Source organism: Streptococcus catagoni, assembly GCF_011421425.1.
GTDB lineage: Bacteria > Bacillota > Bacilli > Lactobacillales > Streptococcaceae > Streptococcus > Streptococcus catagoni.
Map to the genome: position 1 here is coordinate 1 of NZ_WPCW01000004.1, position 14418 is coordinate 14418.

The 14418-nt window shown below is 30.7% G+C and carries 16 protein-coding genes and 6 tRNA genes; 16 read left to right on the plus strand and 6 right to left on the minus strand.

Features of this window, described 5'->3' with window-relative positions; translation table 11 throughout:
- Nucleotides 1-53 precede the first annotated feature (53 nt).
- The 6 genes from HBN42_RS07460 to HBN42_RS07485 all read left to right on the plus strand — a co-directional run bounded on the left by HBN42_RS07460 (nucleotide 54) and on the right by HBN42_RS07485 (nucleotide 571).
- Nucleotides 54-126 (plus strand) — tRNA-Phe (locus HBN42_RS07460).
- Nucleotides 127-145: 19 nt separating this feature from the next.
- Nucleotides 146-226: transfer RNA gene (locus tag HBN42_RS07465), tRNA-Tyr, on the plus strand.
- A 5-nt stretch (nucleotides 227-231) separates the two neighbouring features.
- Nucleotides 232-302 (plus strand) — tRNA-Trp (locus HBN42_RS07470).
- A gap of 11 nt (nucleotides 303-313) precedes the next feature.
- A tRNA-His gene (locus tag HBN42_RS07475) sits at nucleotides 314-386 on the plus strand.
- An 8-nt stretch (nucleotides 387-394) separates the two neighbouring features.
- Nucleotides 395-466: transfer RNA gene (locus HBN42_RS07480), tRNA-Gln, on the plus strand.
- Between the two features lie 21 nt (nucleotides 467-487).
- Nucleotides 488-571, plus strand: a tRNA-Leu gene (locus HBN42_RS07485).
- Nucleotides 572-1049: 478 nt separating this feature from the next.
- On the opposite strand, the gene HBN42_RS07490 is transcribed toward HBN42_RS07485, so the two are convergent.
- From HBN42_RS07490 to HBN42_RS10120, 6 genes are all read right to left on the minus strand, one after another.
- Nucleotides 1050-1874: a hypothetical protein gene (locus HBN42_RS07490; protein WP_165994441.1), complete on the minus strand. Its 825-nt coding sequence runs from the start codon at nucleotides 1872-1874 to the stop codon at nucleotides 1050-1052.
- A gap of 52 nt (nucleotides 1875-1926) precedes the next feature.
- Nucleotides 1927-3063 carry a tyrosine-type recombinase/integrase gene (locus tag HBN42_RS07495; RefSeq protein ID WP_165994442.1) on the minus strand — a complete coding sequence of 379 codons (1137 nt, stop codon included), beginning with the start codon at nucleotides 3061-3063 and terminating at the stop codon, nucleotides 1927-1929.
- A gap of 4 nt (nucleotides 3064-3067) precedes the next feature.
- The gene (locus HBN42_RS07500; protein WP_165994443.1) at nucleotides 3068-3262 is read right to left on the minus strand and encodes a DUF3173 family protein; all 195 of its coding nucleotides are present in this window, start codon (nucleotides 3260-3262) and stop codon (nucleotides 3068-3070) included.
- A 68-nt stretch (nucleotides 3263-3330) separates the two neighbouring features.
- Entirely contained in the window at nucleotides 3331-4677 is a 1347-nt protein-coding gene (locus tag HBN42_RS07505; RefSeq protein WP_165994444.1) for a Rep family protein, read from the minus strand.
- 351 nt (nucleotides 4678-5028) lie between these two features.
- Nucleotides 5029-5388 (minus strand): hypothetical protein, encoded by a 360-nt coding sequence (locus tag HBN42_RS07510; protein WP_165994625.1) that lies wholly within the window; start codon nucleotides 5386-5388, stop codon nucleotides 5029-5031.
- Entirely contained in the window at nucleotides 5357-5878 is a 522-nt protein-coding gene (locus HBN42_RS10120; RefSeq protein WP_235925356.1) for a hypothetical protein, read from the minus strand. Before HBN42_RS10120 ends, HBN42_RS07510 begins: the two co-directional genes overlap by 32 nt.
- 137 nt (nucleotides 5879-6015) lie before the next feature.
- On the opposite strand from HBN42_RS10120, the gene HBN42_RS07520 reads away from it, so the two are divergent.
- The 10 genes from HBN42_RS07520 (at nucleotide 6016) to HBN42_RS07565 (ending at nucleotide 14357) form a co-directional block, all read left to right on the plus strand.
- Nucleotides 6016-6624, plus strand: a complete 609-nt coding sequence (locus tag HBN42_RS07520) for a helix-turn-helix domain-containing protein (protein ID WP_165994445.1) — start codon at nucleotides 6016-6018, stop codon at nucleotides 6622-6624.
- Between the two features lie 201 nt (nucleotides 6625-6825).
- Nucleotides 6826-6969: a KGR family RaS-RiPP peptide gene (locus HBN42_RS07525; RefSeq protein WP_165994446.1), complete on the plus strand. Its 144-nt coding sequence runs from the start codon at nucleotides 6826-6828 to the stop codon at nucleotides 6967-6969.
- A gap of 66 nt (nucleotides 6970-7035) precedes the next feature.
- Nucleotides 7036-8268 (plus strand): radical SAM/SPASM domain-containing protein, encoded by a 1233-nt coding sequence (locus tag HBN42_RS07530; RefSeq protein ID WP_165994447.1) that lies wholly within the window; start codon nucleotides 7036-7038, stop codon nucleotides 8266-8268.
- The gene (locus HBN42_RS07535) at nucleotides 8265-9017 is read left to right on the plus strand and encodes an arginase family protein (protein ID WP_165994448.1); all 753 of its coding nucleotides are present in this window, start codon (nucleotides 8265-8267) and stop codon (nucleotides 9015-9017) included. Before HBN42_RS07530 ends, HBN42_RS07535 begins: the two co-directional genes overlap by 4 nt.
- Nucleotides 9002-10222: an MFS transporter gene (locus HBN42_RS07540; RefSeq protein ID WP_165994449.1), complete on the plus strand. Its 1221-nt coding sequence runs from the start codon at nucleotides 9002-9004 to the stop codon at nucleotides 10220-10222. Before HBN42_RS07535 ends, HBN42_RS07540 begins: the two co-directional genes overlap by 16 nt.
- Nucleotides 10223-10359: 137 nt before the next feature.
- Nucleotides 10360-10653 (plus strand): helix-turn-helix domain-containing protein, encoded by a 294-nt coding sequence (locus HBN42_RS07545; RefSeq protein ID WP_235925355.1) that lies wholly within the window; start codon nucleotides 10360-10362, stop codon nucleotides 10651-10653.
- Nucleotides 10654-11152: 499 nt separating this feature from the next.
- Nucleotides 11153-12052, plus strand: coding sequence for an N-acetylmuramic acid 6-phosphate etherase (gene murQ / locus HBN42_RS07550; RefSeq protein WP_165994450.1), 900 nt, complete (start codon nucleotides 11153-11155; stop codon nucleotides 12050-12052).
- A complete protein-coding gene (locus HBN42_RS07555) occupies nucleotides 12052-12381 on the plus strand; it encodes a PTS lactose/cellobiose transporter subunit IIA (protein WP_165994451.1) in 330 nt (109 codons plus the stop codon). Before murQ ends, HBN42_RS07555 begins: the two co-directional genes overlap by 1 nt.
- A gap of 305 nt (nucleotides 12382-12686) precedes the next feature.
- Nucleotides 12687-13001, plus strand: a complete 315-nt coding sequence (locus HBN42_RS07560; protein ID WP_165994452.1) for a PTS sugar transporter subunit IIB — start codon at nucleotides 12687-12689, stop codon at nucleotides 12999-13001.
- A gap of 15 nt (nucleotides 13002-13016) precedes the next feature.
- The gene (locus HBN42_RS07565; protein ID WP_165994453.1) at nucleotides 13017-14357 is read left to right on the plus strand and encodes a PTS sugar transporter subunit IIC; all 1341 of its coding nucleotides are present in this window, start codon (nucleotides 13017-13019) and stop codon (nucleotides 14355-14357) included.
- Nucleotides 14358-14418 lie beyond the last annotated feature (61 nt).

Here is a 14418-nt window from a genome sequence, read left to right on the forward strand (position 1 = left end):
AAGGTCGTAGGTTCAAATCCTGCTCCCGCAATATACATAAGTTATGTAGAGTTGGCTCGGTAGCTCAGTTGGTAGAGCAATGGATTGAAGCTCCATGTGTCGGCGGTTCGATTCCGTCTCGCGCCATAACAATTTAATATTTTTTGGAAAGATAGCGAAGAGGCTAAACGCGGCGGACTGTAAATCCGCTCCTTCGGGTTCGGGGGTTCGAATCCCTCTCTTTCCATCCTAACGGGCATAGTTTAAAGGTAGAACTAAGGTCTCCAAAACCTTCAGTGTGGGTTCAATTCCTACTGCCCGTGTTTGGAATATGGCGGGTGTGGTGAAGTGGTTAACACATCAGATTGTGGCTCTGACATTCGTGGGTTCGATTCCCATCACTCGCCTATTTTATTGGGGTATAGCCAAGCGGTAAGGCAAGGGACTTTGACTCCCTCATGCGTTGGTTCGAATCCAGCTACCCCAGTTTTAAATGAAAATTTTAAATGCCGGCGTGGCGGAATTGGCAGACGCGCTGGACTCAAAATCCAGTGTCCTCACGGACGTGCCGGTTCGACCCCGGCCGCCGGTATACTATTAAAGACAAGGTTTCTAGACCTTGTCTTTTTTGTTTTGTTAGAAAATTTATTGTGGAAAGTTACTTAAAATTACTTATAATATTTGTTTATATGATTTCAATAGAGAGTAATTTAAATAATATATCAATTACAATGATTAATTCAATTATGGCATTCATGAATAATCCCATAATAATCCAACTTGGGAAACATATTGGCTGTATTGCAACAAATGTAACAAAGAGAAGATTAAATATAAAAGTATTAAAAGAGATAGAAATGAGTTTCTGCCATAGAGATTCATATCCTTTAGTTTTATGATCATATAATACCGTTCGTAAAGAAGAGGAAAATATAATTGCAATTGCAGATAATATGAAACCAATAATTACTGTCAAGATATTAATTATAGCTTCATTACTAATATAAAATATTCCTTTAAAAAAATATGATATAATTAGACAGATAGTGATTATAATACCATATAAAATCTTATCTCTTTTGCTTAACTGTAACATCTTTTAATTCCTCAATTTTCTTTTGAAGGTTAAGTTTGATTTCTTCTGAGTCATATTTTCCGGAGTATTTTTCAGCGTCAATTATAATCTTTTTTATGAATGTTTGTTGATTGTATACATGCTCAAATCCTGTCTCGTCTTTCCCCCTTATTAATAAACCTTTTAGAGTATACTCTCTCTCCTCAGTCATTAGGTCTTTTAATAAATTTATTGGGTTAAATTGATGCGAATTGGTTTTTATATCTAATGTTAAATCTGTAATTTCTGATGTACCAACTAAATCAATTAAGGAACTGCGCTTTTTTGAATCTGATGAGAATAAATCTTCTTTTGACGTGAACTTTATTTCTTCAACATTGCTCAATAAATCAAGAAAAGTTTCTTTATCTTCGTAGATGCCCTTAAGCTTAAATTTTTGTTCAGTAATTTCATGAATAATATCTTCGAATATTTTCTTATTTCTTACATCTGACAAATATAGTAAATTTGTTTTATAATCATAGAATGCAAATAGTTGTTTTAATAATTCAATTTCGGTTTCCTTTTTAGGATTTTTTCTTTTCATTTTAGATGTTTTATCAATAACATACTCATCTCTAGGTTCTAGAGTTCCTGATTCAACAGTCAAAAAGAAATAGTCATTATTATTGGAAATTGTTACATGATTTATTCCTTTTACAGAATCTAAATTTTCATCAAATTCAGTCGGGAAATCTTGCTTATTGGGTACTATCCATCTTAAACCATTATTATTATTTTGCTTTATTAATTGCCAAATTGAAAATGTAATTATAGACATATTTAACCTCAATTGAATTTTTATTCTATTATAACATTTACTTCTAACTTACTTATACCAAATTATCCAATTTATCTGCTAAACTCTTCTGCTTAGACGGGTATAAGTGTGAATAGGTGTCAATTGTAGTAGTTATAGAAGCGTGTCCTAAGCGTTCTTTTACTACTAAGTAATCTTCACCTTGATTGATTAGTAAAGAAGCATGAGAGTGTCTAAAATCATGGATCCTAATTCTTTTAAGGTTAGGATCTCTTTTTAATATCTTATTATAAAACTTCTCAGTCGCATTCTTAGTAATCACAATTGGAGAGTTCTGGAATAACTGTAATTCATTTATATCACCAGTAACAAAATTATCAAGTAGTTTATATTGATTCTTTTTCCAATCTATTAACTCGTCATTTAGTTTTTTATGTATTGTGATACGTCTCATTCCTGCTTTAGTTTTAGTGGTTGATAAGTAGCTAATACCTTTGCTAATATATATGGATTTTGTAATGTGAATTGTCTGAGTAGTAAAGTCAATATCATTCCACGTTAATGCTAAGGCTTCGCCAAGTCTCATTCCAGTAAAGAACAAGCAAGTAAATAATAATTGATAATTATATTCTTCTGATTCAAATAAATTCAGAAATTCTTTAAATTCTTCGATTGACCAATAATTAAGTTGAGCTTTTGTAATTGGAAGTTTCTTTAACATTTTAATAGGGTTATTTGTGTAATAACCTTTTTTGATACCGATATCAAGTATCTTCTTAAGAAGTACAATAATTTTATTAATTGTATTTGGATTAAGTGGCTCATTACTATTCTGGGCAATTGTATTTCGTAAGTATTCTCTAAACTTATAGATATCATCATAATCTAGTCTACTGACGTCTATTACTTTTAAAAAATAATCTTTTATATGTCGATTATAATTATTATCTTGAGTATTGATATAACTTTGTTTTCTATGATTGATAACATCTTCTTGTTTGAGTAATTGATATAATATGTCGATAGTGATTCGTCCGTTTGAAATTTTTGATTTTAATTCCACACCTCGAATATATTGTTCAGCCTCAATTGCTTCTTTTTTTGTCTTAAAGCCTTTTCTGACAATCTTTCGTTGATTTAAGGTAATGGGATCAACGCCATTACTGACGTCGACAATCCATCCACCATTCTTTGCTTTACGTATTGCCATGACTTTATACCTTAGAGGATAATTTTAAATCTAATAATTCCTCCGCAATTGTTGCAGGTATTGTTCCTATACGTTTATTGTCATAAACATAGAAGCCACGTTGAACGAGGAGGTGTTTCCCCTTACGAATAATAGAACGTGAGGTTCCTTCTGAAAAGCCTAAGGCTACTAAATCATCTTTTGTTACGGTTGCTATCATGTGTATTCTCCTTAATAACTATGGTATAATTAAGGACAGGTTGAGGAGTTCCAGCTCCTCGGCTTGTCCTAAGCGTTTCCTTTTTCTTCGTCGGGATTTGGATGCGCTTTTTTTATTTGTGGTAAAATGCGAGGAAGAATATGTTCATCTAAAACACGATTAATAAAATCTGCTTTATTGTCGGTGCAATAGATATCTTCTTCCCCAAAGTGTAATTGAATTTCTTGATCATATCTTGTTTGGTAATAATCCTTATAACTTAACTCTTTAATTTCTGATAGATTGTAGAATCTATCTTTGTCTATATCGTGATTTCCTTTTTTCTTAGAAATCTCTAGGACGTTGTTAAACCGCCTGATATACTGGTTTAAATCTTCATTTTGAATCTTTCCAAAGAAAGACTTTAGAGATTGATAATTGGTAATTACAATCAGCCGACCAATTACCAATTTATTTTTATATCGAGCTGATAGGTAAGACTTATTAAGCGGATCTAAAAGTTTTAACCAATCTGCAGGTAATAAACTGTCAGATCTTGGATCGTCTAAGAGAATAACCTCTTCACCAAAATACTCATCAAAAATATTCTTAGCACCAGCACTATACATTTTCCAGTTGAGACCTTGTTCTTTAGCTCTTTTAATAATCTCTTTAATCACTTCCAGTGCTAGAGTTGTTTTACCAATTCCTGAAGATCCATGTACATAAATAATAGTAGGTTTGAACTCGCCATGCTCAAGTTCTCTTAAAGTTCGTTTGGAAGCAATCTTACCATAGGCTCTAAATGCTTCATCAAGTCTTGTTTGATTATAAGACCAAAGAAAAGTTAATTTTTCATCCGCAAAGATATCATCTTCTGTTATATTACCATTAATGATTTCTTGGAAGACTTTATCTAGACTTTCATCTGATTTTTCTCTTTTTGCAACGGCATAGCGTTTAGAAAAGTCTGCTTTGTTATCTTCAATGAAAGCTTCATAATCAAATGTTCCAAAGGTTTCCACTTCGTTAGGGGCATACTGATGTTTATCTGGACTCTTTGCGTGAATTAAATAGGCTTTGGAATTTACCTTTCCATATTTCCCTTGACCACTTGGTTCAATATATTGTGGTAGGAGACCAAGAGCACTAGCTAATACCGATAGGTCTCTACGACTAGCAAATTCAATATAAGCATGAATATGAGGCTCTACAGGCTTAATACCATTCTTGATATCTTTATCATGAACAATAAAAGCGACCTTTGCTGGAATGTCTTCTTCAAGGGTTTTAATACGACGGTGAATTTCTTGAAAGATTTCAGTTTTATTTTTTTCCCAATCGGAAAAAAATGTCTTTTTATCATCTTCCCAATCCCAATATTCCGCATGCAATTGTTGCTCAAAGATATAAGTTGTAGTTCTTTTTCGACTCATTTATCTCCTTTCTATAGAAAATTTTTATCATTCTTGGGCAAATTAGTTTAATTTGCCCATTAATTTACCCATCAATTTGCCCAAGATTTTCAAGGATTCTTGTTTTTTCGAAAATCGCTGAAAGCATTGGTATTATTGGGTTACAACACCATTCTGTCGACAAGCCCTGAATGGTGTGCCCGTCACAATTGGGCATTGGGTAAATTAAATCATAGAAAACTCTTTACAAAGTCAATCTAAGATTTTCCATTGTTGCTCATGCGGACACGTTTCTCACCCCCTTACGAGCTATGACTTCGTCGTCTCGCTCGTAGTGAGTGAACTCTCCGCATTCACATGAAAAATCTTAGATTATTTAGTAGGTTCTTTAGCTAATGAAATCCCATCTGCCTTTGCACTTAACTCAAGTAATACAAATTCTGAATTCTTAGCAGTACGAGTATACATACCGACATTAAGATTAGTGAAGGTAACAGTAGCAGAACCTAATTCCGCCAACTTCTCACTTGAAATAAATGGAACTTCACCATCTGGGTTAGGTATTTTAACGGCAACTTTCTCATAACGTAAACGTGGAAGTACAATAACATATTTCCAACCAGCATGTTCTCGTTCATTTTCTTTGTATTCAAACCATTCTTGGACTTCGACTAATTGGTAATCTTTTTCTTCCCAATTTTTAACGGCAATATCTGTGTTCTTTAAACTCATAATTTTTCTTCTTTCTATTTTTTCCATTTTGAGAGGAATCCTTTATTTTTTCCTCTTCTAGTTGATCTAACCGTTCCCTCATAGTGGTTAGACGTTGCGATAAGAAACGATTGTTTTGATCAAGAGTTTGGATCAAGCTTAAACTTTTCTTTTGATAAGCTTGAAAGTCTTTTCTTAAGTCATTAATCATTTCTTTTGAATCTTGTTCGAGCTGGGTTTCAAGGTCACCCCAAACCTGTTTGATAGCTTGATCTAAGTTATTAGTCTTATTAACCAGAAGATTCACTTCAATAAACTTAGATACTTCCTCATCAGTAAATTTATAAAAGATTTGTGTTGAATAGCGACTTACTTTATGTTTAGCTTTCTTGAAGTTATATCCTGAAAGCTTTTCTATTCGTAAACGCCACTTCTTTATTGTAGATACTGATTTGCCTGTTTTACTTGAGATTAACTTGTAATCAATATGCTTTTCCTCCTTTCTTTCCACCTATAATAGAATATGATACAATATATGTGGGCAATAACTTACAAAGTGGTCAACAATTTAACCACAAGTACATTATAGGACATATTTTTGACCCAGTCAACTAAAAGGTCAAAATTTTAACCATATAGGAGAAAATAATGGAATCACAAAACGATGAACTATATGACTATTCAGAGGCTTTAACTAATTTTAGAGAAAATATGAAAGTAAAAAGAGTTGAAAAAAAGTTAAGTCAGAGAAAATTAGCTAGTATAGTTGGCACAAGCTTATCAACAATAAAAAATTATGAAAGTGGTTCTACATTTCCAACCGGAGATGCAATGGTACTCATAGCATCAGCACTTGAGATGACCTTAGACGAGATGGTTGGGAATAATAAAAAAATAGAAGATCGACTACTTGCAGGATATATTTTAGAAAAGGCTGAAAAAAATCCATATTATTCTGATGCCATAAATAATGTAAATTTAACGGCTCTTTTATATAAAATAGTAAGATTTGAACTAGAGAAAGAAACATTAAGTTCAGATGATTTAAATTTAATACTAGGTGGCGAACTTGCTATTAGTGATAAGGAAAAACGAAATATCATAAAAATTAAACTAGATAATGATTTTAACAATAAGATTAATGAGTTAAAAGAGACTATTAGTGACAACCTTGACGAATATGATCCAATATTTGGATATTATTATAGAGAAGAAATAAAGAGATTTTCTTTAAAAGAGCTTTTAACAAGAAAGTGATTTTAGTATGTAAAATTTTTAAAACATATTAGGCATTAATTTCAATATAAATTTTATAAATTGTTATATAAAATATGTTTTTTTATTGATTTTTTAATCAAATGAATAAATATTTGATTGTTTCAAATGAATTTTTAAAAAGAATATCTAAGGTTAGTTTTCTTAAAGCTATAAATTAAAATAAAGAAAGGAGTATTACCTATGTGTGAAGCTTTAAAAGCAATTTCATTAGCAGAAGAAGAACTTGAACTAAAAGGAATATCAATTGATATTATGGAAATTAAACCTTCAGTTTCTTCTGAAATAGTGGATGAGCTTAAAGGTCGTTGTCCTCCTACAGGATAAGCTAGAGTAGGTATGGGTAATTCTGAAGAATTACCCATTATTTTTTAGAATTTTGAGGATATATTTATGAGAAAGAACAATATTTTATCTATTTTTTATAATAAATTTTCAGAGACTGGTTATATTTATAATAATGAGACAAATAGAAAATATTTTCTTAGTAAACCAATATATATGTCTTTTTTATTTTTACTCAATAAAAAAGATACAAATAATTCGTCAATATCTATAAAATCTTTAAAGATTGTTGAAAAATTTTGCAAAGATAATCGAATTCCTTTAACAAGAGATTTTATAAAAATAAATGAATTTTATGCTAAGATTCCTTTGCAAACAATACAGTTAGAAATTACAAATAAGTGTAATTTAAGATGTAAACACTGTTATTTAGGGGAATATGAAGAAAATATAGATTATATAATGGTTGAAAGCCTTATTTCCCAAGCAAAAGATATGGGAGTCGTTAACTTTGATATTACAGGTGGTGAACCATTCCTATACCCAGAGATAGAAAAGATTTTAAGCAAGATTCTTGAGATGGGTATGAAAATAGTAATATTTACAAATGCAGTAAGACTTCCTCAAAAGGTAAAACTGTTAATTGACAAATATTATGGCATACAATTTAAGGTAAGTCTCGATGGTTGGGATGCCGAGAGTCATGACTATATTAGGGGGAGAGGAACTTATAAAAAAACCCTAGAAAATATTAAAACAATAAAAAACAGTAATGTTCCTGTAAGCATTAATGTAGTCTTGAATTCAAAAAATATTATCGGGGTTAATAAGTTTCAAGAATTATCAAAGGAATTAAATACACCTTTCATTTATGATAGATTTTTACCATTTGTAAGAAATGATTTTTTATCTATTACTGATGAAGAATATATTAATACAATAACAAAGATTGAGGGGTTTCAAAAACAGTGTAGTTCAGTGACAGTAGAAAGTTCTAACTTAGGGAGTTATTATTGTGAAGCCGGTAATTCATATGTATATATTAGATCTAACGGGGATGTTGTATTCTGTCCTACATTATCTTCTAGTGGTTTTTGTGGTGGAAATATCTTTAGTGAAAAATTATCCACAATATGGAATGATTCTACATTTTTTAACCATATAAGAGGTGTTAGATGTAGATATTATAGTGAATGTCCAGTTAATTATTTTTGTCAAGGAGGTTGTAGAAGTAGGGGTGAATTTTTTAGCGGAGATATAGGAAGCCCAGACATTCAAGAGTGTAAATTAGCATACAAAATCACAGGTATCTTACCTACTTCTATGAAAAAACATATATGAATATTCTATGTATAAAAAATGATACAGGTAGTAGAATACCTGGAGCACGATTCGAACCAATTAAATATTACGAACAATCACAAATACATTCAAAACGTAAAGATAAACTAGTTTCTATTGATATAGCAAATCTAAAAACAAATTCTTACAAAGAGGTTTGTGAGTTATTTAATCACTATAAATTTAACTTTGCTCTTGGAAGTGATCACACATCGACCTACTATATAAGTAAAATAGTAAATATTAGTTCTAAAGGTAGCTGTCTTATTATATTTGACGCACATGTTGATTGTTATGAAAAAGAGAGTGGCAAAATTTTAAACTGGAATTTTTTAAATTTCTTAATAGAAGATTACGAAAAAATAATTATTTTAGGTGAAAGAAACTTTTTAGACCCAAATATGAAACATAAAGATATTATTATGATCTCAAGTTTTGACTTAGTATTTAAAAAAGATATCATTTTAACTATGTTAGAAAAGGAATTAGAAAGTATCGAAAAAATTTATCTATCAATTGATATGGACATTCTAGACCCAAGTGTATTTGATTCTGTGTCGTACCCTTTAATTGGCGGTATTCAGATGATAGATTTATTGTTTTATCTTAATAAGATAATTCAAACGGGAAAAGTATTTTTTTGTGATATTGTTGAATACAATCCCATGATTGGTAAAGATAATGCTTATTTATTTTTCCAATTCGTTCAAAACTGTTTGTTGGAGTTAGAAAAATGTTTAGGAAAATAAATATCAAGGCAGAGCAAAAATTTATTTTTTCAATATACACTAATAGATTTATTTCTTTAATTTCTGAGTATGGTTATACGATTTTATTAAATATTTTATTGTCGAAAGTCTCCTTAAAAGCAATAATGTATTTCTGGCTTGTGAAGGTTTTAGCTGCGTTATTTTCTTCTAAATTAAAAAATTTAATAGCAAATCATTCTCCAAAAATATTATTAATTATACTTGAAATTACTAAAGCGATATTGTTAATTTCATTGTCTCTGTCTAATAATAATATTATTATTTTAGCTTTAGTCTTTGCTATTGAAATAATGAATATACTTTTTAATGCTCAACTTTATTCTATAGTGCCAAGAGTTGTTTCTACCAACAATTTAATTCAATTTAATTCAGTCTATACTAGTATTGGCTCAATTTCATATTTTGTCTCCCCATTGATTGTTGGAATATTCATAAATTTTCATCCTAAAATTTTGTTTGTTATATATGGAGGACTGGTATTTTTAGGTGCTCTGTCATTAACATTACTACCTCCATTAAGGAGTGAAAGCAAATATGAAACCCAGACTGTTCAAAATAAAAATAGCACATTATTGAAAAGTGATATTTTTAAAAATCCAATAATTCTGTTTATGCTTCTAATTACAACATTGTTAGGTAGTGTAGGAGTAGTTTTCGATACTTATGAGGTGTCTTTCATAACAAAAAATTTAGGGATATCGGATGTACTTTATTCTTACTCGCTTTCTTTTTTAGCTATTGCTTTTTTGGTTACAAGTTTATTATTTAGTTTTATCAAAACAATTAGTAAATATGCATATGTATATTCTCTTTCTTCAGTAATCTATTTGGGTTATTTATTAACTTTTGCTTATGCAAGAGATTATTTAGGGATATTATTTAGCTATATTTTATTAGCAATTGGTCAAACAATATCTGGGATTGTTGAAAATAACTACACACAGACTCACTTAAATGAAAATGAATTAAAAGAATTTTATATTATTTCACAAATTCTTAATATAGCAATTCCTGGTGTACTGATAATGTTTATCGGTTTTCAAAAAAATATTTCAGAAAAAATACCCATGATATATAGGGAAATGTCAATAATAGCTAGTTTTTTGGTGATTATTTTCATATTCTTACTATTAAGAAAAAGTAAATCCTTTAATTATACACAAAAAAATAATTTAAATGAGTAGTAAAGACTCTCATTTAAGAATAGCCACAAAGTTATTATCAAACAACAGTTGCTTGATATAATTATAAAGTGCTTTAATGTTAAACTATTACATGTTATTATCTATTCAACATATTTGGTAGTAAAGAAAGGTACAAAATGAAGTTAATTTTCTCACAGCAACTTGTAAAATTAAGAAAAGAAAATAATTTTTCTCAAGATGAACTTGCGGAGAAAATTTTTATTAGTAGACAAGCAATATCTAAAAGGGAAAGAGGAGAAGTAACCCCTGATTTAGCTAAGATTGAACAAATTGCTGTAGTTTTTGGTGTAACAACAGAGTTTCTACTTTTTGGAAAAAATTTCGAAGATGATTGGTGCGTAGAAACTTCAAGTATGATGAGATTGAAAAACGAGATACTGAAAGAAGAGGAGAACGTTTTGATAAACTAATAAATTTATTTCATTCTTATTGGTGGTTGTTGTTTTCTCTTTGTGGATTAATAATTGGAATAATTGATCATATCGCTAAGTTATTCTAAGTGAATTGAGTCACTCCAAAATCACTAAAATCTCAAAAACACATAGCTTTTAAGTTAATTTCTAAAACTCAAACCTTGTTAAATCAAGGTTTGTTGAATTTAAAAAGTATTCGATAGCACTCAAAATCCAGTGTCCTCACGGACGTGCCAGTTGAACCCCAGTTCCAGGTATAGAATAGAGAAAAGGCAGGGCTATTAGACCTTGTTTTTTTGTCAACTGCAGGGGGTAGCCAAATCCTAATATATAGAGAGAACAAATTTTGTTCTCTCTTTTTTTACATGAAAATAAGATTTAGTAATAAATATATCTAGGACGAGTAAACTTTTTTATCAAATTTGTTCAAAAAGTATTGACAAAAAAGTTCGCAAAATATAAAATGTTTTTGTAAACGTTAACAAAGGAGTTTTAAATGGCTAAGGAGTGTAGAGAAACTGAACTCAGAAATCCAAATACCAAAGATTTTGATAACATTTCAACAATAAAAATGCTTGAGTTAATAAACCAAGAAGACAAGCTTGTTCCAGTTGTCGTTGAAGATCAATTATCTAACATTGCTAAATTAATTGATAAAGTTACAGAATCTATGAAGTTGGGTGGTAGATTAATATATATTGGTGCTGGCACTTCAGGAAGATTGGGTGTGCTTGATGCTTCGGAATGCCCACCAACATTTGGGGTTTCAAATAATCTTGTAGTTGGTTTGATTGCAGGTGGGAAAGAAGCTTTAGAAAATGCAATTGAAGGTGCTGAAGATAGCAAAGAATTTGCAGTGAGTGATTTACAAAAAATTAATCTCACTTCAAAGGATTTTTTAATAGGATTGGCTTCTAGTGGTAGTACGCCATATGTTGTTGGAGCTCTAGAATTTGCTCAGAAATTAGGAGTATCCACTGGTTGTATAGTCTGCTCACGAAACAGTCAAATTAGTAAATTGTCAGCTTATCCTATTGAATTAATTACTGGTCCCGAAGTAATTTCAGGTTCAACTAGGTTAAAAGCTGGTACGTCTCAAAAGCTTGTTTTAAACATGATTTCAACTTGTGTCATGACTAAACTAGGGAAAGTTTATAGTAACTATATGGTTGATGTGATGGCTACTAATAAAAAATTGGAATTAAGAGCAGTCAGAATGTTAGTTGATATTATGAATATTAGTGAAAGTGAAGCAGAAGAGCTTCTGGAAGAAGCTCATTCGAGTGTAAAAGCTGCTTTAGTAATGAAACTATTAAATGTAAATTACGAAGAATCTATAAAATTAATAGCTAAAAATAATGGCCATATAAGACCAATAGTTGAGGAGAATAGTTAATGCAAGATTTTGAATTATTGATTTTCACAATAATTAGTAGAGGAGGTAATGCAAAAGGCTTAGCTTATGAAGCCATCTCTGAAGCGGAGAAGGGAAACTTTGAAAAAGCTGAGCAGTTACTAAAAGAGGCTGATAGTGAATTGAAGGAGGCTCACCAAATACAAACGAATCTGATTCAAGAAGAAGCATCTGGAAAACATCATGATGTAACGGTATTATTTGTACATGCACAAGACCATCTGATGACATCAATAGAGGTGAGAAATTTAGCTGAAGTATTTATCAGGAATTCAAAAAGACTCTATGAATTAGAAAGGAAAATTCAATAACTTTATATGATGAATAAAGACGAAGCAAATGAAAAGCTTGGAATTGTTTTTAATTATAAAATATCAATGATAATTTTTTTATCCTTATTATTTATCACCATTTTATTACCTATTATTTTGAACTTTCTTCATATTAATTCAATTATTATTTATTCCTTATTGAGTAGTTTTATAATCTCTCAACTTCCAATAACCATAAATAATAAATCATTGAGGAGGTATTATAAGGTAACAACATTTTGTGTCGTTTTTGTTTTAATTTATTTTGTAGCTAGATACAATATCATATTTTAGGAGGATCTATTATGAAATTTTTATTAGTTTGTGCTGGTGGAATGTCAAGTGCTATTGCAGCAAAGTCTCTTGAAGACACTGCTAGAAAGCATGATATTGATGTGAAAGTTCAAGAAGTTGGAACTCAAGCATTTGAAGAGGAAGTTAGAAATGGGTATGATTTAGCTTTAGTTGCTCCACAAATCCGACATAGATTTGACGTATTAAAATCACAAGCTGATGAAGTTGATGTTCCGATTATTCAAATTAAACCACAAGGATATTCTCCAGTAGGTGGTGAATTCTTGTTAAAACAAATTAAGCAAGAAACAGATATTATTAATTAACGAGTGAGGATGATCATGTTTGAAAAAATAACAGCTTTTATTGATAATAAATTCTCTACGCCAATGGCTAAATTAGGAGAACAACGACATCTGAGAGCGGTTCGTGATGGTATTGTAGCTACTTTACCATTAATAATTGTTGCCTCAATGTTTATGGTAATAGCATTTTTACCAAATTCATTACCAAAAGATTGGGCGATTACTAAATTTGTTGCAGCAAATCAGTTGAAAATACTACTACCATATAGGATGTCAATGTACATTATGACTCTATATGCAGTGTTTGGAATAGGTTATTCACTTTCTAAATCCTATAAATTGGATGGATTATCTGGGGGAATTTTAGCAGAGTTAGCTTATTTGTTAACCATAATTCCTCGCATGATACCTGTTCTTACACCAAGTCTTCAAAAATTAGCAGAAAAAAATAAAGAGCTATCTGATTTTATGACGCAACTTCCAACAGGATTTGTTTTACCAATGACCAATCTTGGCTCTGCTGGTATGTTTGTGGGGATACTAGCAGCATTCTTTGCAATAGAAGTTTATCGTCTAACGCAAAAAAGTGGATTTAAAATTTCTATGCCGGCACAGGTTCCAGAATCAGTAGCAAGATCATTTGAGTCTTTAACCCCAACTGTGATCATCTTACTAGTAGTTTCTTCAATAACTATGTTTATTGGAATTGACTTACATAGTATTATGTCTAAGATAATCAGTCCATTAATCACAGCCACAGATTCACTACCATCAGTATTACTCATCGTCTTTCTGGTTCAGTTCTTTTGGGCATTTGGTATCCATGGAATGTCAATTGTTGGATCTTTAGCTCGACCAATTTGGTTGATTTTACTAGAATCTAATACCACGGCTTGGGTTGCTGGAGAAAAAATTAGTAATGTTGCACCAGAGCCATTTTATCAATGGTTCATCTGGACGGGTGGAGCAGGAGCTACAATCGGACTTTCTATTTTGTTAGCATTTGTATCTAAATCAAAATATGCTAAAACTCTAGGAAGAACAGCATTTGTACCAGCATTATTTAACATTAATGAGCCTATTATCTTTGGTGCACCTATTATTCTTAACCCAAGTTTGATGTTGCCATTTATTTTTATCCCACTACTAAATGCTGCTATTTCATATTGTGCACTTTCATTTGGCTGGGTAAGTAAAATTGTAGCTAATTCTCCTTGGACACTTCCTGGACCAATTGGTGCTTATTTAGCAACAGGAAATGATTTGAGAGCTATTGTATTAAGCATTTTCTTAATAGTATTATCTACAGTATTGTATTATCCATTCTTTAGAATTTATGATAATCAATTGCTAGCTCAAGAATCAGAAGAAACTTAAATTCCCCAAGAGGGGTTCAAACTCCTATAAAAATTTATAGGAGTTTTAGTTTAGAAAGGCA

Bases quoted from the DNA above. Each gene is read 5' to 3' on its own strand.
- HBN42_RS07490 (WP_165994441.1), bottom strand. From the start codon at position 1,874: ATGTCTATAATTACATTTTCAATTTGGCAATTAATAAAGCAAAATAAT.
- HBN42_RS07495 (WP_165994442.1), bottom strand. From the start codon at position 3,063: ATGGCAATACGTAAAGCAAAGAATGGTGGATGGATTGTCGACGTCAGT.
- HBN42_RS07500 (WP_165994443.1), bottom strand. From the start codon at position 3,262: ATGATAGCAACCGTAACAAAAGATGATTTAGTAGCCTTAGGCTTTTCA.
- HBN42_RS07505 (WP_165994444.1), bottom strand. From the start codon at position 4,677: ATGAGTCGAAAAAGAACTACAACTTATATCTTTGAGCAACAATTGCAT.
- HBN42_RS07510 (WP_165994625.1), bottom strand. From the start codon at position 5,388: ATGAGTTTAAAGAACACAGATATTGCCGTTAAAAATTGGGAAGAAAAA.
- HBN42_RS07520 (WP_165994445.1), top strand. From the start codon at position 6,016: ATGGAATCACAAAACGATGAACTATATGACTATTCAGAGGCTTTAACT.
- HBN42_RS07525 (WP_165994446.1), top strand. From the start codon at position 6,826: ATGTGTGAAGCTTTAAAAGCAATTTCATTAGCAGAAGAAGAACTTGAA.
- HBN42_RS07530 (WP_165994447.1), top strand. From the start codon at position 7,036: ATGAGAAAGAACAATATTTTATCTATTTTTTATAATAAATTTTCAGAG.
- HBN42_RS07535 (WP_165994448.1), top strand. From the start codon at position 8,265: ATGAATATTCTATGTATAAAAAATGATACAGGTAGTAGAATACCTGGA.
- HBN42_RS07540 (WP_165994449.1), top strand. From the start codon at position 9,002: ATGTTTAGGAAAATAAATATCAAGGCAGAGCAAAAATTTATTTTTTCA.
- HBN42_RS07545 (WP_235925355.1), top strand. From the start codon at position 10,360: ATGAAGTTAATTTTCTCACAGCAACTTGTAAAATTAAGAAAAGAAAAT.
- murQ (WP_165994450.1), top strand. From the start codon at position 11,153: ATGGCTAAGGAGTGTAGAGAAACTGAACTCAGAAATCCAAATACCAAA.
- HBN42_RS07555 (WP_165994451.1), top strand. From the start codon at position 12,052: ATGCAAGATTTTGAATTATTGATTTTCACAATAATTAGTAGAGGAGGT.
- HBN42_RS07560 (WP_165994452.1), top strand. From the start codon at position 12,687: ATGAAATTTTTATTAGTTTGTGCTGGTGGAATGTCAAGTGCTATTGCA.
- HBN42_RS07565 (WP_165994453.1), top strand. From the start codon at position 13,017: ATGTTTGAAAAAATAACAGCTTTTATTGATAATAAATTCTCTACGCCA.